At 69.9% G+C, this 19,745-nt stretch carries 21 protein-coding genes; 11 read left to right on the forward strand and 10 right to left on the reverse strand.

Annotated elements, in window-relative coordinates; translation table 11 throughout:
• The 3 genes from FFK22_RS33490 to FFK22_RS33500 all read right to left on the reverse strand — a co-directional run.
• The coding region (locus FFK22_RS33490) for an AAA family ATPase (protein WP_143956909.1) at window positions 1-329 on the reverse strand (329 nt) is incomplete at its 3' end.
• A 249-nt stretch (window positions 330-578) separates the two neighbouring features.
• A complete protein-coding gene (locus tag FFK22_RS33495) occupies window positions 579-2,183 on the reverse strand; it encodes a CYTH and CHAD domain-containing protein (RefSeq protein ID WP_186002794.1) in 1,605 nt (534 codons plus the stop codon).
• 86 nt (window positions 2,184-2,269) lie between these two features.
• Window positions 2,270-3,385 (reverse strand): penicillin-binding protein activator, encoded by a 1,116-nt coding sequence (locus FFK22_RS33500; protein ID WP_186002795.1) that lies wholly within the window; start codon window positions 3,383-3,385, stop codon window positions 2,270-2,272.
• Between the two features lie 197 nt (window positions 3,386-3,582).
• On the opposite strand from FFK22_RS33500, the gene rsmI reads away from it, so the two are divergent.
• From rsmI to gshB, 4 genes are read left to right on the forward strand one after another with little or no spacing between them, the layout of a single operon-like run.
• Window positions 3,583-4,404: a 16S rRNA (cytidine(1402)-2'-O)-methyltransferase gene (rsmI, locus tag FFK22_RS33505; protein WP_373683769.1), complete on the forward strand. Its 822-nt coding sequence runs from the start codon at window positions 3,583-3,585 to the stop codon at window positions 4,402-4,404.
• Window positions 4,391-4,780 (forward strand): YraN family protein, encoded by a 390-nt coding sequence (locus tag FFK22_RS33510; RefSeq protein ID WP_138888076.1) that lies wholly within the window; start codon window positions 4,391-4,393, stop codon window positions 4,778-4,780. The genes rsmI and FFK22_RS33510 overlap by 14 nt, the downstream gene beginning before the upstream one ends.
• 35 nt (window positions 4,781-4,815) lie before the next feature.
• Window positions 4,816-5,634 (forward strand): SirB1 family protein, encoded by an 819-nt coding sequence (locus FFK22_RS33515; RefSeq protein ID WP_138888075.1) that lies wholly within the window; start codon window positions 4,816-4,818, stop codon window positions 5,632-5,634.
• Window positions 5,635-5,642: 8 nt separating this feature from the next.
• Entirely contained in the window at window positions 5,643-6,596 is a 954-nt protein-coding gene (gshB, locus tag FFK22_RS33520; protein ID WP_138888074.1) for a glutathione synthase, read from the forward strand.
• A gap of 52 nt (window positions 6,597-6,648) precedes the next feature.
• Here gshB and FFK22_RS33525 read toward each other — a convergent pair whose 3' ends face one another.
• The 3 genes from FFK22_RS33525 to FFK22_RS33535 are packed head-to-tail and all read right to left on the reverse strand — an operon-like array spanning window position 6,649 to window position 10,191.
• Window positions 6,649-7,551, reverse strand: coding sequence for a carbohydrate ABC transporter permease (locus FFK22_RS33525; protein WP_221939045.1), 903 nt, complete (start codon window positions 7,549-7,551; stop codon window positions 6,649-6,651).
• Window positions 7,538-8,485, reverse strand: coding sequence for a carbohydrate ABC transporter permease (locus FFK22_RS33530; protein ID WP_138888073.1), 948 nt, complete (start codon window positions 8,483-8,485; stop codon window positions 7,538-7,540). The genes FFK22_RS33525 and FFK22_RS33530 overlap by 14 nt, the downstream gene beginning before the upstream one ends.
• A 53-nt stretch (window positions 8,486-8,538) precedes the next feature.
• The gene (locus tag FFK22_RS33535) at window positions 8,539-10,191 is read right to left on the reverse strand and encodes an extracellular solute-binding protein (RefSeq protein ID WP_221939046.1); all 1,653 of its coding nucleotides are present in this window, start codon (window positions 10,189-10,191) and stop codon (window positions 8,539-8,541) included.
• A gap of 211 nt (window positions 10,192-10,402) precedes the next feature.
• On the opposite strand from FFK22_RS33535, the gene FFK22_RS33540 reads away from it, so the two are divergent.
• Window positions 10,403-12,217: an extracellular solute-binding protein gene (locus FFK22_RS33540; RefSeq protein WP_138888072.1), complete on the forward strand. Its 1,815-nt coding sequence runs from the start codon at window positions 10,403-10,405 to the stop codon at window positions 12,215-12,217.
• Window positions 12,218-12,352: 135 nt separating this feature from the next.
• Entirely contained in the window at window positions 12,353-12,670 is a 318-nt protein-coding gene (locus tag FFK22_RS33545) for a hypothetical protein (protein ID WP_138888071.1), read from the forward strand.
• Between the two features lie 54 nt (window positions 12,671-12,724).
• Here the strand turns inward: FFK22_RS33545 and FFK22_RS33550 are convergent, their stop codons facing one another.
• Together FFK22_RS33550 and fumC are read right to left on the reverse strand one after the other, a co-directional pair.
• A complete protein-coding gene (locus FFK22_RS33550) occupies window positions 12,725-12,946 on the reverse strand; it encodes a ribbon-helix-helix domain-containing protein (protein ID WP_186002796.1) in 222 nt (73 codons plus the stop codon).
• Between the two features lie 163 nt (window positions 12,947-13,109).
• Entirely contained in the window at window positions 13,110-14,513 is a 1,404-nt protein-coding gene (fumC, locus tag FFK22_RS33555) for a class II fumarate hydratase (RefSeq protein WP_138888069.1), read from the reverse strand.
• A gap of 174 nt (window positions 14,514-14,687) precedes the next feature.
• Between fumC and FFK22_RS33560 the strand changes: the two genes are divergently transcribed.
• The 5 genes from FFK22_RS33560 (at window position 14,688) to FFK22_RS33580 (ending at window position 17,959) form a co-directional block, all read left to right on the forward strand.
• A complete protein-coding gene (locus tag FFK22_RS33560; protein WP_138888068.1) occupies window positions 14,688-15,749 on the forward strand; it encodes an SDR family oxidoreductase in 1,062 nt (353 codons plus the stop codon).
• Window positions 15,750-15,857: 108 nt separating this feature from the next.
• Window positions 15,858-16,493 carry a nitrile hydratase subunit alpha gene (gene nthA / locus FFK22_RS33565; protein ID WP_138888067.1) on the forward strand — a complete coding sequence of 212 codons (636 nt, stop codon included), beginning with the start codon at window positions 15,858-15,860 and terminating at the stop codon, window positions 16,491-16,493.
• Window positions 16,490-17,149: a nitrile hydratase subunit beta gene (gene nthB, locus FFK22_RS33570; RefSeq protein ID WP_138888066.1), complete on the forward strand. Its 660-nt coding sequence runs from the start codon at window positions 16,490-16,492 to the stop codon at window positions 17,147-17,149. The genes nthA and nthB overlap by 4 nt, the downstream gene beginning before the upstream one ends.
• Entirely contained in the window at window positions 17,136-17,513 is a 378-nt protein-coding gene (locus tag FFK22_RS33575) for a nitrile hydratase accessory protein (protein ID WP_138888065.1), read from the forward strand. The genes nthB and FFK22_RS33575 overlap by 14 nt, the downstream gene beginning before the upstream one ends.
• 59 nt (window positions 17,514-17,572) lie before the next feature.
• Entirely contained in the window at window positions 17,573-17,959 is a 387-nt protein-coding gene (locus FFK22_RS33580; RefSeq protein WP_138888064.1) for a RidA family protein, read from the forward strand.
• On the opposite strand, the gene FFK22_RS33585 is transcribed toward FFK22_RS33580, so the two are convergent.
• Both FFK22_RS33585 and FFK22_RS33590 read right to left on the reverse strand, forming a co-directional pair.
• Window positions 17,956-18,504, reverse strand: a complete 549-nt coding sequence (locus FFK22_RS33585) for an HD domain-containing protein (RefSeq protein ID WP_221939047.1) — start codon at window positions 18,502-18,504, stop codon at window positions 17,956-17,958. The genes FFK22_RS33580 and FFK22_RS33585 overlap by 4 nt on opposite strands.
• Window positions 18,501-19,649 carry a TauD/TfdA family dioxygenase gene (locus FFK22_RS33590; RefSeq protein WP_138888063.1) on the reverse strand — a complete coding sequence of 383 codons (1,149 nt, stop codon included), beginning with the start codon at window positions 19,647-19,649 and terminating at the stop codon, window positions 18,501-18,503. The genes FFK22_RS33585 and FFK22_RS33590 overlap by 4 nt, the downstream gene beginning before the upstream one ends.
• Window positions 19,650-19,745 lie beyond the last annotated feature (96 nt).

A 19,745-nucleotide genomic window follows, 5' to 3' on the forward strand; every position in this document is an offset into this window, starting at 1 on the left:
TCGAAGGCCGAGGGCAGCACCGGCAGGACGATGACGTCCGCGATCTTCAGCAGCGCCTCGACATCCTTCATCTTCAGCGCCGCCGGGGCGTCGATCACCAGCCGCTCGGCATCCTTCGGCACCGCGAAATCCGACTTCGCCCAGTCCAGCCCCGCCAGGGCCGGGGCGGCGTCCGGCCGCCGCCTGGCCCAGTCCAGGCTGGAATGCTGCCGGTCGACATCGGCCAGGACGGTGAAATGGCCCTGCCCGGCGAAGGCCGAGGCCAGCGTCGTCGCGATCGTGGTCTTGCCGCAGCCGCCCTTGGTGTTCGCGACGAGCACGGAAATCATGCCGGCATCCCCCTCGTGGCCTCAATCCAGCGAGTCGATGAACGGCTCGCCGGCTTCGCCTTCCCAGCACCTAGAGACGTAGACCCGACTGTCATGCCCGACCGCGGAGCTGGTCCGAGGATCGACCCGGGCATCCAGAGAGCGTCGACACCCCCTGAATTGCCGGGTCAATCCCGGCCATGACAAGAGAGAAAACATTCTCTCCGGGAGGACTGCCTCTCCGATCCAGCCCGACCAGGAGCCCGGCCATCAGGGCTCATTTCCCCGGGTCCAGAACGGCCGCACGGCGCGGAAGGCGTCCCACTGCGCCAAGAGCTCCGGCTCGGTCGATTCGGCGCCGCGGGCGTGCCAGCCCAGCACCATGCCGGCGGCGCGGTGCAGCCCCGGATCGGCGGAATCGGCGGCCACGCGCTGCAGCAGCGCCTCGGCGGTGGCGACGTCGTTGAGATGGCCGAAGGCGTCCTGCAGCTTCGACAGCTGCGACGCGAAGGGCTTCGCCCGCTTCTCCGGAAACAGCGGGCGGAAGAAGTCCATGGCATAGCGCAGCCGCTTCAGCGCGATCCGCACCTGGTGCCGCTGATTCGGGTCGAGCCGGGCGAGATGCCGGCCGCGGGTCGCGACCTTGCGATGCGCCTGGGCGATCAGCCGCCCGGCCAGCCCGTCGACCAGCTCGACCAGCGCGGTCAGCGTCGCGGTCGAGGCGTGGTCGCGCCAGCCCCGCCGCTCCAGCCATTCGCCCAGCGTCAAATGCAGCCGGGCACAGCGCGGATCGGCCAGGGCCTGGCGCACCGCGGCATAGCCGGCCTCGCGCTGGCGCTGCGCCGCGGAGCGCAGGGCGCCGATGCCGGGGTCGTCCGGCCGCAGCGTGTCCAGCGGCTCGACCGTGGCGGCCAGGAAGACGTCCCAGTCGCGCGCCGGCCCCAGCGCGCCGGCCAGCCATTTCGACTCGTCGCGCAGCCAGTCCAGCGTCGGCGAAGGCACCGTCTTCTTGAACAGGGTCAGGGCCGAGCGCAGCCGGCGCAGCGCCACCCGCATCTGGTGCACGCCGCCGGGGTCGCCGCCATCCTCCGCCGCCGCCTCATTGGCGGTCCAGTGTCGCAGGCACCGCGCCAGCACGGTGGCGATCGCCTCGTCCACCGTCATCCGCGAGGTCACGGGCGTCTTCGGGTCGTACATCACCCCGGGCGGGCGGCGCGCCACCAGGCGATAGCCGCGCTCTGCCTTGGTCACTTCGCTGACCCTGAGCGGCACCTCGTCCAGGAAGGACAGCGCCAGCCGGTACAGGGCGGCGGCGCGGCCCTCCTTCAGCTCCAGCTCGACCTCGGCCACCGGGTCGCTGGCGTCGCGGGTCTCGATCGTGCCGGTGTCGAAGGCGCATTCGATCACCGCGTCCGGCAGAGACAGGATCCGGGCCTCGCGCTGGATGCGCGAGGTGAACAGATGGGTCAGCGCCTCGACCGGCACGCCGTCCAGCAGCGCCTTGGCCTCCGGGTCGTCGAAGGCCTCGGGCGCCGGCACCATCGCCGGCAGCGCCACCTCCCATTCGCCGCGGGCCAGGCCGTCGCCCTGCCGCTCGGTCTTCAGCGTCTGGACGAAGCGGTGGCCGATGCGGCGCACCCGCAGCGTGATGCCGCGGCGCTGCAGCGCGCAGTCCGGCGTGTCGTAGTAGAAGGAGGTCAGCGACCGGGCGGTGCCGGGCCCGGCCGCGATCCGCGACAGCACATCGGCGCCGCGCAGGCGTTCGAGATCGGCCGGCGCCACGCGCAACTTCAGCTCGATCTCGACGGGGGCCTCTGGGGGCGGTCCGTCCCCGCTGGGCTGCTCGTTCGGCCGGCCGGGCTGAACGGTCGACATCGGCATCTCCCGGCTCACGACGTCCGCGACGTCGGAACCCCCGTACCTACCCTAAAACACGGCGCCGGAGAATCCCTAAAAAGGGCTTAGAAAGCGGCTCCGGAGAAGCTGTCCGGTGCCGATTCCACCACGGTCGGCCCGCTCGGCTCGGCCTGCAGCACGGCCAGGCCGCGCTGCACCAGCCCGTTCTGTCCGAAGCGGAAGATGCCGTCGATGCCGACGAAGCCGTTCGGGTCCTGCAGCGCCACGGTGTTGAACGGGTTGCTGCCGGAGGAGGGCTGGCCGGCCAGCGACGCGGTCAGCGCCACCGCGTCATAGGCCAGCGTCGCCAGCCGCGGCGGCGGGCCGCCGAACTGCTGGGCATAGCGGCTCTCGAAATCGGCGCGGCGCGACGGGTCGGGTGCCGCGTACCAGGCGCCCGCCAGATAGGGCTGGCGGTTGACCTGCGGGTCGTCCCACTGGCCGGTGCCCATTAGCTTGGCGGTGATGCCGGAATAGCCCAGCATCGGCGCCACCACGCTCAGCCGGCTGCCGACATCGGCCACGATCACGGCGTCCACCTGGGTCGCCTGCAGCTTCTGCTGCAGCTCCGTCGGGTCGGACAGCTTGCTGTCGTACAGCTCGACCACCGGCGCTTCGACATTGTATTTGACGGCGGCCTCGCTCAGCGCCCGGCTGACGATCTGGCCATAGGCCGATCGCGGCGCCAGCAGGGCGAAGCGGCGCATGCCCTGGCTGGCGCCGTAGCCGACGATCCGGTCGATCGCCTGCTGCGGCAGGAAGCTCAGCAGGAACACGTTGCCGCCGGCCTGGGCGGTGTCGGTGCTGAAGGCGACGACGTTGATGCCCGCCGCGCGGGCCTGCTGCGCCACCGGCCCGACCGACTTGCTGAACAGCGGCCCGAGGATGATGTCGGCGCCCTGGGCGATCACCGATTGCGCGGCCTGGCCGGCGGCGTTCGGGCTGTCGCCGGTGTCGCGCGGCAGCAGCTCGACCTGGGTGCCGGTGTCGAACACCGCCATCTGCGCCGCGCGCTGCATCGCCTCGCCGAGCGCGGCGCTGCCGCCGGACAGCGGCAGCAGCATCCCGACCCGCAGCACCCCGTCATCCGGCCGGGTCGGCGCGCCGGACACCGTCGGCGCTTGCGTGATCGGGGTCGGCCTCGGTACGGTCTGGGCACAGGCGGCGAGCGCCGCGGCCATCGCGGCGGCGCCTGCAAGACGCACGAGGCGGTTCAACCTCGACCGACCCCGGCCCATCGATCCCCCTGCGACTGTCGCTGATATTGTCACGGACGCCCCCTCACTCTCGACCATCCAGCAGCGCCGGGCAGCGGCGGCCCTCTGCCGCCGACCCTACCGGCGCTGCATCGCCGAGTAAACCGGCACCGGGCCTGTATCTGACGGCGGTCCCGATCGGCAATGCCGGCGACATAACGCTCCGGGCGCTGGATTTGCTCCGCAATGCCGATGCGATCGCCTGCGAGGACACCCGCACCACCCGCAGGCTGATGTCGATCCACGGCATCGGCACCAAGCTGATTCCCTATCACGAGCACAATGCCGCCGAGATGCGGCCGCTGATCCTGGGCCGGATCGCCGAGGGCCAGGCCATCGCCCTGGTCTCGGACGCCGGCATGCCGCTGATCTCCGACCCCGGCTACAAGCTGGCCCGGGCCGCGCGGGACCAGGGGCTGCCCGTCACCTGCCTGCCCGGCGCCTCAGCGCCGCTGGTCGGCCTCTTGCTGTCCGGCCTGCCGTCCGACCGCTTCCTGTTCGCCGGCTTCCCGCCACCGAAATCCGCGGCCCGCCGCACCTTCCTCCTCGAGCTGGCGCCGATCGCCGCCACCCTGATCCTGTTCGAGGCGCCGCACCGGCTGCCGGAGTGCCTGGCCGACCTCGCGGAGGTGCTGGGCGACCGCGAGGCGGCGGTGACGCGCGAGCTGACCAAGCTGTTCGAGGAGGTGCGGCGCGGCCCTCTCCCCGAGCTGGCGGCGCATTACGCCGAGGCCGGGCCGCCCAAGGGCGAGATCGTCATCGTCATCGGCCCGCCCGGCGCGGCGGCGCGGCCGACCGAAGAGGACCTGGCCGGCCAGCTCCGCCGCGCCCTGGCCAGCATGAGCCTGCGCGACGCGGTCGAGGCCGTGGCGGCGGCGACCGGGCAGCCGAAGCGCGAGGTCTACCGTCTGGCGCTCGATCTCGCCGCCGATGAGACGGGCTGACAGCCCCAAGGACGGAGCCCGCCGCCGGGCCGAGGCCTTCGGCCTCAAGGCCGAGCGGGCGGCGGCCTGGCTCTTGCGGGCCAAGGGCTGGCGCATCCTCGCGCGGCGGCTGAAGACGCCGCTCGGCGAGGTCGACATCGTCGCCCGGCGTGGCCGCATCGTCGCCTTCGTCGAGGTCAAGGCGCGGCCCGATCTGGCCGCCGGCCTGCTGGCGCTGCAGCCGCGCCAGCGCGAGCGGCTGCAGCGCGCCGCGACCCTGTTCCTGGCGCAGCAGCCGCGCTATGCCCGCGATCATGACCTGCGCTTCGATCTGGTGGTGGTGCGGCCCTGGCGCTGGCCTGTCCATATTGCCGACGCCTGGCAGATCGATCGGTAGTGGCATCCATGGCGGGATCGGGCTAAGTCAGGATCATGGACCCGACGATCCAGTCGATACTCGACCGCGCCGGCGCTCAGCCGGACGACGCCATCGATCTCGCCGAGGCGGCGCTGGCGCTGGCGGCGCTCGACCGGCCGCGCGGCGTCGGCTTCGATTGGTACCGCCGCCATCTCGACCAGCTGGTCGGCGACGTCGCGCGCGGGGCGGAGGAGATGGCGCCCTCCGAGTCCCTGACCGCGGTGCTGGCGCGGCGCTGGGGCTATGCCGGCGACGTCGACAGCTATGACGACCTGCAGAACGCCAACCTGATGCGGGTGATCGACCGGCGGAAGGGCCTGCCGGTGACGCTCGGCATCCTCTACCTCCACGTCGCCCGGGCCCAGGGCTGGACCATGGTCGGGCTGAACTTCCCGAGCCATTTCCTGGTCCGGCTCGACGCCGGCGGCAGCCGCACCATCCTCGACCCGTTCCATGCCGGCATGCATCGCGGCCCGGGCGAGCTGCGCGACCTGCTGAAGGCCGTGCTCGACGCCGGCGCCGAGCTGACGCCCGACCATTACGAGCCGGTGTCGGATAGGGACATCCTGCTCAGGCTGCAGAACAACCTGAAGGTCCGCCACATTCGCGCCGGCGACTTTGCCAAGGCGCTGTCGGTGATCGAGGCGATGCGCCACTTCGCCCCGCTGCACGCGCCGCTGCTGCGCGAGGCCGGCATCCTCTACGCCCGGCTCGGCAACATGCGCGCGGCGATCGACGCCCTCGACCGCTACGTCTCCGCCCCTGGCGAGCCGGAGGTCCAGCGGCACGAGGCGGCGATCCTGCTCCAATCCTTCCGCACTAGCCTGAACTGAGGGCACTCATGGGCCTTGCCGTCGCCATCCAGATGGACCCGATCGAGACCATCGACATCGGCGGGGATTCGACCTTCGCCATGGCACTGGAGGCGCAGGCGCGCGGCCATCGCCTGTGGCACTACCTGCCGCGGGCGCTGTCCCTGCGCGACGGCCGCCTGACCGCCAGGGCCCGGCCGCTGACGGTGCAGGCCGTGCGCGGCGCCCACCACAGCTTCGGCGAGGCGGAGACGGTCGATCTCGGCACCGTCGACGTCATCCTGATGCGCCAGGACCCGCCCTTCGACATGGGCTACATCACCGCGACGCATCTCCTGGAGCATGTCGCCGACCGCGTCCTGGTGGTGAACGACCCGAAGGAGGTGCGCAACGCGCCGGAGAAGCTGCTGGTCACGCATTATCCGGAGCTGATGCCGCCGACCCTGATCACCTCCGACCGCGACGAGATCCGGGCCTTCCGGCGCGAGCATGGCGACATCATCGTCAAGCCGCTCTACGGCAATGGCGGCGCCGGGGTGTTCCGGATCCGGCCGGACGACGAGAATCTGGTGTCGCTGCTCGAGGTCTATGAGCGGATGTACCGCGAGCCGATCATGATCCAGCGCTACCTGCCGGAGATCCGGCAGGGCGACAAGCGCATCATCCTGGTCGAGGGCGAGCCGGTCGGCGCCGTCAGCCGCATGCCGGCGGAGGGCGAGTCGCGGGCCAACCTGCATGTCGGCGGCCGGGCCCGGAAGACCGAACTGACCGAGCGCGAGCGCGAGATCTGCGCCCGCATCGGTCCGGATTTGCGGGCCACCGGCCAGATCTTCGTCGGCATCGACGTGATCGGCGACTACCTGACCGAGATCAACGTCACCTCCCCGACCGGCATCCACGAGATCAACCGGCTGGACCGGGTGAAGATCGAGGCCCTGCTGTGGGACGCGATCGAGGCCCGCCGGGCGGGGATGAAGGGGTAGGGGCCGGTTCGCCGGGCAGAGACGACAACACATCTGGCTTCAACCGGCCGCCTCAGCCCTTCACCGCCCCCAGCGTCAGGCCCCGCACGATGTAGCGCTGGGCGAACAGCGCCAGCAGCACCGGCGGGATCATCGCGATCAGCGCCCGGGTCGCCATGAACCAGAACTGCACGCCGCGGGTGTCGACCGCGCCGGCCATGTGGGCGGGCATCATCTTGGTCTCGGTGATGCCGAGCGACGACGAGAACAGGAACTCGTTCCAGGCGAAGGCGAAGATGATCATCGCGGTCGCCGCCACCGCCGGCGCCGCCAGGGGCAGGGCGACGCGCAGGAAGGCCTGCCAATGCGACGCACCGTCGACCAGCGCCGCCTCCTCCAGCTCGACCGGCAGGTCGAGGAAGGTCTGGCGCAGGATGACGACGACGAAGGGCAGGATGAAGGTGGCGTTGCACAGGATCAGCGCCGTCTTGCTGTCCAGCATGTCGAGCGACCGGAACACGATGTAGAAGGGCAGCAGCGTCGCCACCGGGGGCAGCACCCGCTGCGACAGGAACCAGATGGTGATGTCGCTGTTGCTCCAGAACCGGAACCGGGCCAGCGCATAGGCCGCCGGCAGGCCGAGCGCCAGGGCCAGGGCGACGGCGCTGAGCGAGACGATCAGGCTGGTCTGCATGGCACGCCAGCCCTCCGGCGTGCTCAGCTCCACCACGAAGTTGTTCAGGGTCGGCTCGAAGTCGAGCCAGGGGATGCCGAGCCCGGCCACGGTGAAGGTGTCGGCCGGGTTGCGCAGCGCGGTCGAGATCGCCCAGTACAGCGGGAAGAAGAACAGGATCGTGACGCCGATCGCGACCAGCGACCACAGCGAATCGGCCATGCCGCTGCGCCGGCCCAGCGGCTTGACCCGGTCGACCGGGGCCTCGTGGATCGGCGGCGCGGTAACCTCAGGCGTAGACATTGCGCACCCGCTTGAAGAACAGGGTGACGATCGCCATCACCACGGCCAGCAGGGTCAGCGCCAGGGCCGAGGCGTAGCCGACATCGAAGAAGCGCAAACCCGTGCGGAAGGCGAGGTAGGAGACCGACTGGGTGGCGTTGCCGGGCCCGCCGACGGTCAGCGAGGCGACCACGTCGAACACCTTCATCGCCTCGGCCAGGCGCAGCAGCAGCACGATGACGATCACCGGCGTCATCAGCGGCAGCACCACCCCGGTCCAGATCCGCAGGCTGGACTTGGTCTCCAGCCGCGCCGCCTCGATCAGGTCGTCGGGGACGCCCTGCAGCCCGGCCAGCAGGACCAGGAAGCAGAACGGCGTCCACTGCCAGATGTCGACGATCATGATCGACACCAGGGCCCAGTTCGGGTTCGACAGCCAGGGGATGCCGGTCCAGCCCAGCGGGCCGCCGGCCTCGTAGAAGATGGTGAAGAACAGGTATCCGGCCGCCACCGGGGTGGCGAAGATCGGCAGGATCATGATCGTGCGCAGGATGCCGCGGCCAGGGATGCTGCGGTTGAACAGGAAGGCGAGAAGCAGGCCCAGCCCCATCTCGACGCTGACCGAGACGACCACGAAGATCGCCGTCACCCGCGCCGCCTCGCGCACCTGGGGGTCGGTGAAGACGCGGCCGAAATTGCCCAGGCCGACGAAGTCCCAGGTGTTGACGGTCGCGCGCGTCACCTCGGTCTTGGTGCGCGGCGTGCCGTCCGGCTTCAGCATCGGCTTGCCGCTGGCATCCAGCCGCGGCACCTCGGCCCGGGTGGTCACGGTCTCGGTCTTCACCGTGTGGAACGCGGCGTAGACGGTGTAGAGCGTCGGGAAGATGGTGAAGGCCAGCACCCAGACCACCGCCGGGGTCAGGAACAGCAGGCGGATCCGTCCGGTCCAGCGCATCGTGCCGCCTCGGCCCCCTTCCCGTTACGCGTCGGGCACGGTCCGTGCCCGGCTCATTCGCCCTTCCAGCCGATCGCCGCTTGGTAGTTCTTCAACTGCTGGTCGCGGCCGAGGCGGTCGGTGATCTGCTCCCAGGCCGCCGCGGTGTCGTCCAGCGCCTGCTGCGGCGTCTTCGACCCGCTCATCGCCGCCGACAGGTTGCTGTCCAGGGCGTCGTAATACTCCTGCGTGCCGGTGATCCGCATATACGGCAGCATGGTCTTGGCGTTGTAGTTGCTGTGGTAGGCGTCCAGGTACTCCTTCACGTCCTCGGGGTCCCATTTCAGGGCGGATTCGGTGTAGTCGGTCAGTTTCGCCTCGCCGGTCGGCTCCAGCCACTGATAGGAATAGCCGGGATCGACGCCGTCCCAGCCGATTGTGGCCAGGAATTTCTGCGATGGCTTGATCGCCATCAGCGACAGCAGGCTGTAGGCCGCCTCGGGATGCTGGCCGAGCGACGAGACCACGCCGTGCCAGGACCCGCCGGTGACGTTGCCGACCTGCCGCGGCTCCTTCACCGTGACGAAGGTCTTCTGCTCCATGTCCCAATAGGTGTCCGAGGCGGGCAGGGCGGCGGAGCCGAGCTTGCCGCGGATCTTCGACCGCTCCGGGTCCTGCGCCAGCGCGCCGACGTCGCCGTAGGAGAAGTTGAACACCGCCTTGCCGCGCAGGAAATAGTCCCAGGCCTCGCCCAGGCTCCAGCTCACCTGCGCCGGCGGGCCGTAGGCGGCCAGCTCCTTCAGGAACTCCAGCGCCTTGACGTGGCCCGGGCTGTTGATCAGCGGCTTCATGTCGACCGGGTCGAACCAGTAGACGTTGTGGGTCCGGTCCAGCTTGTCGCCCGGGGTCATGGCGAAGGAGGTGGCGAGCGTGGTGAAGTGGTACAGCCCCTGCTCACGCACCTTCAGGTGCAGCACCGCGCCGCTGTCCGGCTCCGGGTCGTTGCTGTCGAAGTTCTTGCCGTTGAAGTATTTGGCGATGTCGCGCAGCTGCTGCAGCGTCTTCGGCGGCGCCGGCATGTCGTAGCCGTATTCCGCCTTGAAGGCGGCCTGGTGCGTCGGGTCGGTCAGCAGGTCGCGGCGGTAGTACAGGATCTGGCCGTCGGCATCGCTGAGCACGCCGTAGCCGACATTGTCCCAGGTGTAGATATTGCGCAGCGCCGGCGGCATCACGTCGTAGTCCCATTTCGGGTACTCGCCGCTCTTCCGCCACTCGTCGACCGGCAGGATGTATTTGCCGGCGATCAGGTCGCCGTAGAAGAAGGCGCCGACGATGATGGCGTCGTACTCGCCCGTGCCGTTGCGCAGGTCGAGGAAGGTCTTGGTGTAGAGTTCCGAGATCGGGGTCAGCGCGATGTTCAGCTTGGCGCCGGTCAGCTCCTCCCAGATCGGGCGGAACATGTAGACCGGGCCGGAGATGCCGCCCTTGGGGCCGGAATCGAGGCTGAGGATGGTGACCGTCTCGCCCTCGAAGGGCTTCTGGCCGGGACCGAAGAGGGAGCCCAGCTCCGCCTTCGTCGTCGTGATCTCCATCCCGTATTCGGGATCGGATTTGAGCGTCACCGTGCCGTCGTCATGCCAGGTGACATGCGGTGTGTTCTGTGCCGCGGCCGCGCCGCTCAGGACGACCAGCACCGTCGACAGCAGCAGAGCCCTGCTGATGACCATGGTTTCCTCCCCCTGTGACATCGCCGGACGCTGTCCGGTCAGCTTTGATCCGAAGATGCTGGCTGAACGCAATTCGCATTCATTATGTCAGGCGAAATCGTGCGATGATTGCGCAAGGCTTGTCAAGGGAGCCCTCCGGCGTAACGGTCTTGCGCCGCGGCCCTTCGGCGGGAAGACTGCGCCCCATCGATTCCCCGCCCGGACAAGCCGCATGCGCATCGCCCGCCTCCTGCTCCGACTCGCCCTCGTCGTCCTGCTGCCCGGCGCCCTGCCGGCGGTTGCCCAGACGCAGGCGCCGGGGGGCGGCATCGCCATGCATGGCGAGCCGAAATACCCGGCCGATTTCGCCCATTTCGCTTATGCCGACCCGGCCGCGCCGAAGGGCGGCGAGCTGCGCCAGGCGGTGGTCGGCAGCTTCGACACGCTGAACCCCTTCATCATCGGCGGCCAGACCGACCAGGTGCGGCTGATCGTGCCGCCCTACAACTTCGCCAGCCTGATGACGCGGGGCTGGGACGAGCCCTTCACGCTCTACCCCTATGTCGCCGAGCGCGCGGAGATGTCGGAGGACCGGCGCACGGTCACCTTTTGGCTCAACCCCAAGGCGGTGTTCCATGACGGCACGCCGGTCACTGCGGACGATGTGATCTTTACTTGGCAGACTCAGGGGACGAAGGGGCTGCCCAACACCCGCGCGCTCTATGAAGCGATGGACGGCATCGACCGCATCGACGACCGCACCGTGCGCTTCCGCTTCAAGGAGGGCGGGGCGCGCGAGAATCCGCTGGTCGTTGCGATGCAGCCGATCCTGAGCAAGGCCTGGTATTCGAGCCACCCGTTCGACCAGCCGAGCCTTGACCCGCCGCTCGGCGCCGGCCCTTACGCGATCGGCGCCGTCGATGCCGGGCGCAGCATCACGCTGGACCGGGTCAAGGACTGGTGGGGCGCGGACCTGCCGGCGATGCGCGGGCTCTACAACTTCGACACGCTGCGCTTCGACTTCTACCTCGATGCCGACACGGCGCTGGAGGCGTTCAAGGCCGGCGCCTACACCCTGCGGCGCGAACGCGATGCCGAGAAGTGGGTCAGCGGCGCCTACGACTTCCCGGCGGTCCAGGACGGCCGCGTCACCATGCTGACCCTGCCGCATTCCCGGCCGGTCGGGATGATGGGTTTCGCCATGAACACGCGGCGGCCGATCTTCGCCGATCCGCGGGTGCGCCGGGCGCTGATCCTGGCCTTCGACTTCGAATGGGTGAACAAGACCCTGCTGGGGGGCCAGTACAAGCGGAACGACAGTTACTTCGCCAATTCGGCGCTGGCCGCGACCGACACGCCGCAGGGGGCGGAGCTGCAACTGCTGGAGCCCTTCCGCGACCAGCTGCCGCCGCAGCTGTTCACCGAGCCCTATACCCTGCCGCCGAGCGACGGCAGCGGCCGCAGCCGCGAAAATCTGCGCGCGGCGCAGGCGCTGCTGGCGGAGGCCGGCTGGACGATCAGGGACAATGTGCTGGTCGACGGCAGCGGCGCCCCGTTCCGCTTCGAGATCCTGCTGCAGAACAAGGGCGTGCAGCGGATCGCCCTGGCCTATGCCGACCAGCTGCGCCGGCTCGGCATCCAGGCCTCGATCCGGTTGGTCGAGAGCGCGCAATACGCCAACCGCATCCAGACCTATGATTTCGACCTGATGCTCAACACCTGGATTTCCACCTTGTCGCCCGGTTCGGAGCAGTCGCGCTACTGGGGCAGCCGCTCGGCCGACGTGCCCGGCGAGCGCAACTATCCGGGGGTGAAGAGCCCGGTGGTCGACGCCATGATCAAGGCCGTGAACGCCGCCCGCAGCCAGGAGGAGCTGCAGGCCGCGGTGCACGCGCTCGACCGGGTGCTGCTGTGGGGCAACTACGTCGTGCCGCTCTATTATCTCGACCGCGACTATGTCGCCTATTGGGGCAATCTCGGCCGCGTCACCACGGTCAACCCGACCTATGGCACGGTGCTGGAAGCCTGGTGGTCGAACGACAAGTAGCGGCGTCCTATCGCCAACGCGGATCGGCGCAATTCTTCACAATTTTCTGGGAACTCGGTCCGTGACCATGGGTTCTCTGGACGCCGCTCCGGTTCGCTCCGGAATGGCCCATCCAGGAAGCCCAAGGAGCTTTTCGTGAAGCGCATTCTTTTCGCCGCCGCCATTGCCACCCTCGCGGCCTCGCCGGCCTTCGCCGGATGCACCGAAGACGCCCAGGCCCAGGCCCAGAAGATCCAGACTCTGACCCAGGCCACGATGACCAAGATGCAGGCCGGAGCTTCGAAGGACGAGCAGTGCTCGGCCAGCAAGGAGCTGATGGACGAGACCAAGAACCTCGTCACGATCTACAAGACCTGCAAGTCCGAGCTGAACCTGACCGACGCGCAGATCCAGCAGGTCGACCAGCAGGTCGCCACCGGCGACCAGTCCTACGCCGCCCAGTGCGGCGGCTGATCCCGACCGCCCGATGACGAAAAGCCCCGGCCGATCGGCCGGGGCTTTTTGCCGTCAGATCTCCCGCGCCAGTGCCGCCTGAAGGACCGCGGTCCGCAGCGCGCTGGACAGGTTGCCGTCCGGGTCGCGGGCGGCGTCGACCGCCTCGACCAGGCGGTTGACCGGCAGGCCGCGCGCGGCGGCCAAGCGGGTGAGGGCGTCCCAGAAGGCCGGCTCCAGCGACACGCTGGTGGCGTGTCCGGCGATGCTGACCGACCGCTTGCGGACGCCGCTCATCACAGCTCCTGACCCGGTCAGAGCCCGTTTGGAAATGCGCTGATGTGAGTCGGCTGGCGGTGGTTTCGAGAACCGGCGCGCAGCGGACGTTTGGGTCCGTGAGCACCGGAAGCGCAGAAACCGCCGTCAGACGGCCACAGCAGTAGCATTTCCATACGGGCTCTCAGGCCGACGGGCCGACCATGGTCTCAGGCCGCACCCACTGGTCGAACTGCTCGGCGGTCAGCAGGCCCAGCGCGATCGCCGCCTGCTTCAGCGTGGTGTTCTCGGCATGCGCCTTCTTCGCCACCTTGGCGGCGTTGTCGTAGCCGATATGCGGGTTCAGCGCCGTCACCAGCATCAGCGATTCGTGCAGCAGTTGCTCGATCCGGTCGGTGCGGGCCTCGATGCCGACGACGCAGTTGTCGGTGAAGCTGCGGCAGGAATCGGCCAAGAGGCGGATCGACTGCAGCAGGTTGTAGATGATCACCGGCTTGAACACGTTCAGCTCGAAATGGCCGTTCGAGCCGGCGATGGTGACGGTGACGTGGTTGCCCATCACCTGGGTGCAGACCATGGTCATCGCCTCGGACTGGGTCGGGTTGACCTTGCCCGGCATGATCGACGAGCCCGGCTCGTTCTCCGGCAGGTGGATCTCGCCGATGCCGCAGCGCGGGCCGGAGCCCAGCATGCGGATGTCGTTGGCGATCTTCATCAGCGACACGGCCAGGGTGTTCATCACGCCCGACGCCTCGACGCAGGCGTCATGCGCGGCCAGCGCCTCGAACTTGTTCGGCGCGGTCCGGAACGGGAAGCCGGTGATGGTGGCGACATGCGCCGCGAAGGCCTCGGCGAAGCCCTCCTTGGCGTTCAGCCCGCTGCCGACGGCGGTGCCGCCCTGGGCGAGGTCCAGGAGATGCGGCAGGCAGCCCTTCACCCGGGCGACGCCCAGCTCGATCTGGCGGGCATAACCGGAGAACTCCTGGCCCAGCGTCAGCGGCGTCGCATCCTGCAGATGGGTGCGGCCGATCTTGACGATGTCCTTGAACTCCGCCGACTTGGCGGCGAGGGCGCGATGCAAGTGCTCCAGGCTCGGCAGCAGCTCATGGCCGATCTGCTCGACCGCGGCGATGTGCATCACCGTCGGGAAGCTGTCGTTCGAGGACTGGCCGCGATTGACGTGATCGTTCGGATGCACCGGCTTCTTCGAGCCGATGTCGCCGCCCAGGATCTCGATGGCGCGGTTCGAGATCACCTCATTGGCGTTCATGTTGGTCTGGGTGCCCGACCCGGTCTGCCACACCACCAGCGGGAAATGGTCGGCCAGGGTGCCGTCGATCACCTCTTCCGACGCGGCGACGATGGCGTTGCCGACCGTCGCGTCGAGCTCGCCGAGCGCGACATTGGCCAGGGCCGAGGCCTTCTTCTGGATGCCCAGCGCCCGCACCAGCGGCGCCGGCATGCGTTCGCCGCCGATCTTGAAGTTCTGCAGGCTGCGCTGGGTCTGCGCGCCCCAGTAGCGGTCGGCCGGCACCTCGACGGCCCCCAGGCTGTCGGTCTCGGTGCGGAAAGCGGTTTCGGCGGCCATCGGACGGCTCCGGTGTTCCAGGTTGTCGGTCGGCCGGTTTGCTAGCACGAATGCGGGTACGGGGGTAGCGCCCGGCGGCCGTTCGCCACCCGCCCGCGGATGCGTCGTTCCAGGGTGCCGTCTGGATCGAGACCGGGGCATGCCCAGATCATCTCGGCAACCCGAGGACTCCGCATGACCCAATCCGCCCTGATCGTCGGCGCCGGCGGCATCGTCGGCAGCGCCACCGCCGCCCTGCTGGCCGAGGAAGGCTGGCGCGTGGCCGGCCTGGCGCGCCGGCCGCCCGATCTGCCCGGCGTCACGCCCGTGGCCGCCGACCTGCTGGACCCGGCCTCGCTGTCGCAGGCTTTCCTCGACCAGGCGCCGTCCCTGGTCGTCATCGCCAGCTGGCTGCGGCAGCCGACCGAGGCGGAGAACATTCGCGTCAACGCCGCCATGGTCCGCAACCTGCTGGACGCGCTGCGGCCCGCCGGCTCGGTCCGCCACGTCGCGCTGGTCACCGGCTTGAAGCACTATCTCGGGCCGTTCGAGGCTTATGGGAAAGGCGCCCTGCCGCAGACCCCGTTCCGCGAGGAGCAGGGCCGGCTCGACATCGAGAACTTCTACTATGCGCAGGAGGACGAGGTGTTCGCCGCCGCGGCGCGCGACGGCTTCCGCTGGAGCGTGCACCGCCCGCATACGGTCATCGGCAAGGCGGTCGGCAACGCCATGAACATGGGCACGACGCTGGCCGTCTACGCGACCCTCTGCCGCGAGACCGGCCGGCCGTTCCGCTTCCCCGGCGTGGCGGCGCAGTGGGATGGGCTGACCGACATGACCGATGCGCGGCTGCTGGCCCGGCACCTGCTGTGGGCGGCGACCACTCCGGCCGCGGCCGACCAGGCGTTCAACGTGGTCGATGGCGACGTCTTCCGCTGGAGCTGGATGTGGGGGCGGATCGCCGGCTGGTTCGGCTTGGACGCCGAGCCCTTCGACGGCGTGGTCCGGCCGCTGGAACAGCAGATGGCGGACGACGCAGCCGCCTGGAGGGAGATTGCCGGTCGCCACGGCCTGGCCGAGCCCGAAATCGGGCGCCTGGTCTCGCCCTGGCACACCGATGCCGATCTCGGCCGCCCGATCGAGGTGGTGACCGACATGTCGAAGAGCCGCCGGCTCGGCTTCACCGCCTACCAGCCGACCGACGACGCCTTCTTCGACCTGTTCGGGCAACTGCGGCGCGACCGGCTGATCCCCTGATGGGACAGGCCGCGCGGATCAACCGCTCGACCGCGCGGCCCGAACCCGGCATTGTGACGCATCCGGCCCCGCCGGCCTTCGGCGGATCCGATGCAGCGGAACACGCCCATGTCCGACCATCATCATCACGACCACGACCATGACCACGAGGGCAGCGCCCTGCCCGAGATCGCGCTGCGGGTGAAGGCGCTGGAATCGATCCTGGTCGAGAAGGGCTATGTCGACCCGGCCGCGCTCGACGTGCTGATCGAGACCTATGAGACCAAGATCGGTCCGCGCAACGGCGCCCGGGTGGTGGCCAAGGCCTGGGCCGACCCGGCCTATCGCGAGCGGCTGCGGGCCGATGCCAGCGCCGCGATCGCCGAGTTCGGCTTCGTCGGCCGCCAGGGCGAGCACATGATCGCGGTCGAGAACACATCCGACACGCACAACCTCGTCGTCTGCACCCTGTGCTCCTGCTACCCCTGGCCGGTGCTGGGGCTGCCGCCGGTCTGGTACAAATCGGCGCCCTACCGCTCGCGCGCGGTGATCGACCCGCGCGGCGTGCTGGCCGATTTCGGCGTCACCCTGCCGGCCCAGACCCGGATCCGGGTCTGGGATTCGACCGCCGAGACCCGCTATCTGGTGATCCCGATGCGCCCGGCCGGCACCGAGGGCTGGGCCGAGGAGGCGCTGGCCGACCTGGTCACCCGCGACAGCATGATCGGCGCCGGGATCGCGCGCGAGCCGGAGGCTGCACGATGAACGGCGCCCAGGACCTCGGCGGCATGATGGGCTTCGGCCCGGTGGTGCCGGAGCCGGAGGATGTCCGCTTCCATGCCGAGTGGGAGAAGCGGGCCCTGGCCCTCACCCTGGCGGCCGGTGGCCTGGGCCGCTGGAACATCGATATCAGCCGGCATGCGCGCGAGACGCTGCACCCGGCCGACTACCTGTCCTCCAGCTACTACGAGATCTGGACCAAGGGGCTGGAGAAGCTGTTGCAGGGTGCCGGCCTGGTCTCGGCGGCGGAGCTGAAGGCCGGGCGCGCGATCGACCCGCCGGTGCCGGGCCAGAAGGTGCTGCGGGCGGACCAGGTCGCGCCGGCGTTGGCGCGCGGCAGCAACTACCAGCGGCCGGAAGCGGCGCCGGCACGTTTCGCCATCGGTGACATGGTGCTGACCCGCAACGAGCACCCGACCGGCCACACCAGGCTGCCGCGCTACGCCCGCGGCAAGCTGGGCGAGATCGAACGCGTGCACGGCGTCTTCGTGCTGCCGGACAGCAATGCCCATGGCCGCGGCGAGAGCCCGCAATGGCTCTACACCGTGCGCTTCGACGGGCGCGAGCTGTGGGGCGAGGCCGCCGACCCGACGCTGACCGTCTCGATCGACGCCTGGGAGGGTTATCTTGAGCCGGCATGAGGTGGTGATCGCGGCGCTGGACGGCGCCGCACCGCTGCCGCCGCGCGACGCCGACGGGCCGGTCTTCGCCGAGCCCTGGCAGGCCCAGGCCTTCGCCATGGCGGTGGCGCTGCACGGGCGCGGCGTGTTCACCTGGCCGGAATGGGCGGCGGCGCTGGCTGCCGAGATCGCCCGGACGGCCGGCGCCCCCGACGACGGCAGCCGCTACTACGAGCACTGGCTGGCGGCGCTGGAGCGCTTGGTGCTGGCCAAGGGCGTCGCCGATGCCGACGCTTTGGGGCGGCGCAAGGACGCCTGGGACCGCGCCGCCCGGGCCACGCCGCATGGCGCCCCGATCCTGCTGGAGAACGATCCGCTGTCCTGATGCTAGACTGAGTGCATCGGGCCGAGTCCCGGCCTGCCCAGCGACATCGGGGAAGACCCATGACCGTTCAGCTGCACAACCCGGCCGGCGTCGCCGCGCCGTTCTCCCGCTACAGCCATGGCGCCTCGGCCCCGGCCGGCGCCCGCTGGCTGCACATCTCCGGCCAGGTCGGCGCCACGCCCGACGGCACCATCCCCGACGATGCCGAACGCCAGATGGAGCTGGCCTGGGACAACCTGTTCGCCGTGCTGGCCGATGCCGGCATGGCGGTGACCGACCTGGTCAAGGTCGACGGCTTCATCACCCGGCCGGACCTGGTGCCGCTATACCGCACGGTGCGCGAACGGCGCCTGGCCGGGCATGCCACGGCCTCGACCCTGGTGGTCGCCGCCGGCCTGGCGGTGCCCAGCCTGCTGGTCGAGATCCAGGCGGTCGCGGCCCGCTAACCGGCCCTGGCCACCTTGAGGATGCGGTCGCGGTAATCGGCGACGGTGCTGACCTTCAGCCCGTCGACCTTGCCGCCATCGTCCCAGCGCCGCAGCCGCACCGCGGCGTCGACATGGGGGTGGCGGGCGAACGCCGCCGCCTCCGCGGCGCTCATCGGCCCGCCCTGCTTGCCGAGCGAATGGACCGAGGCGGCGGACAGGACGTCCAGATAGCCCGGCTCGACGGCGCAGAGATAACGCTTGGCGGCGACATGCAGGCGCACCGGCTCGCTCACCTCCGGGCCGAAGCGGGCGGCCAGCCAGTCGCCACCGGCGCCGTCATGCCTGTGATAGCCGAAGGCGTCGTCGGCCAGCTCCAGGAAATGGCCGATATCGTGCAGCAGGGCGGCCACCACCAGCACGTCGGAAGCGCCTTCGTGCTCGGCTAGGGCGGCGGCCTGAAGGCCGTGCGCCTGCATGGTCACGCCTTCGCCATAGGTCTCGTGGCCATGGGCGGCGAACAGGCCCTCGATCTCGGCCAGCAGGGGGTGCAGGGTCTGGCTCATCGGGAAGCCTCCAGGCTGAACAGGGTGCTGGTCAGGCCGTCCTTGTCGGCGTAGCAGCCCTGCAGCCAGCGGCGCCCGGCGGAGAAGCCGCGGCGGCCATGCAGCACGCGCTGGTTGTCGACCAGGAACAGGTCGCCCGGCGCCAGGCGGAAGCCGACCGTCAGCTCCGGGTCGTGCAGCAGCCGGCCGAAGCGGCGATAAGCGTCGTAGAAGGGCTCGACCTCGTCCGGATCCAGGTCGAAGGGCGCGATCGAGCGGTTGTTGTAGCGCATCGCCGCCAGCTCGCCCTCGGCGTCCAGCTCGATCAGCGGCGCCTTGCTGCGCAGGTCGACCCGGCCGGGTTCGACATAGCGGAACGGCACGGGGCGGCGGGTCAGCAGGGCGAAGGCGTCCGGCGCCTCGCGCCGCAGCCGGTCTGCTGCGGCGAAGCCGTCGACCACCACCGACTCGCCGCCCTCCGCCGCCGCCTCCAGGCAGTGCAGCAATTGCAATTGCGGCACCGGATCGCGATAGGGGTTGTCGGTGTGGTTGCCCAGGCCGATCGCGGTGAAGGCCAGGTTCTGCGGCTTGTCCACCGCCACCACGTCGAACAGCCGGCCGTAATTGGTCTCGCGGACGAAGCCGAACAGCTCGACCACCTTGCACACCATGCCGGGCTCGGTCGGCACGCCGCGCAGCAGGGCGAAGCCGTGGTCATAAGCCTGGCGCAGCCAGGTGGCACGGGCGGAATCGTTGCCAGCGACCGCTTCATAATCGCCGGCCGGCAGCGCGAGCCCCGAGTCCCAGAGCACCGGCCGGCGCCGGCGCTCCGCGCGGGAGGCCGGGTCCAGTGCATGGGCCCGCAGCCAAGCGGCCGGGAAGCGGGCCGGCATGTCGAAGCCGGCGATATCGACCTCGACCGCGCCGTCGGCGGTAAGGCCGGCGCCCCGGAGGGCGATGCCGTCCGGCAGGTCGATCGCGTCGAACAGGCGCTGCCCGTCCGGTCGGTCACGGCGGTCGGGCCGGTTGTCGGCCAGCCAGATCGCGGGATAAGGGCTCTCGCGCCCATCCGACCAGCGGATCGTCAGGCGGTCGGCGGTGTGGGCGATGCTGGCGATCCGGGCTGCCTCATCGATGGCGGGCGGGACGGCAAGGGCAGTGGGCATGGCGGCCTCGGCAAGGGTGGCTGGGTCCGACGCTGCGCCACCCTCATGCATAAGTCCAATACAGGCTTTCCATGCTATCTATAGGCCATGCGAATA

The sequence above is a fragment of the Mycobacterium sp. KBS0706 genome, from assembly GCF_005938675.2.
Taxonomy (GTDB): domain Bacteria; phylum Pseudomonadota; class Alphaproteobacteria; order DSM-16000; family Inquilinaceae; genus Inquilinus.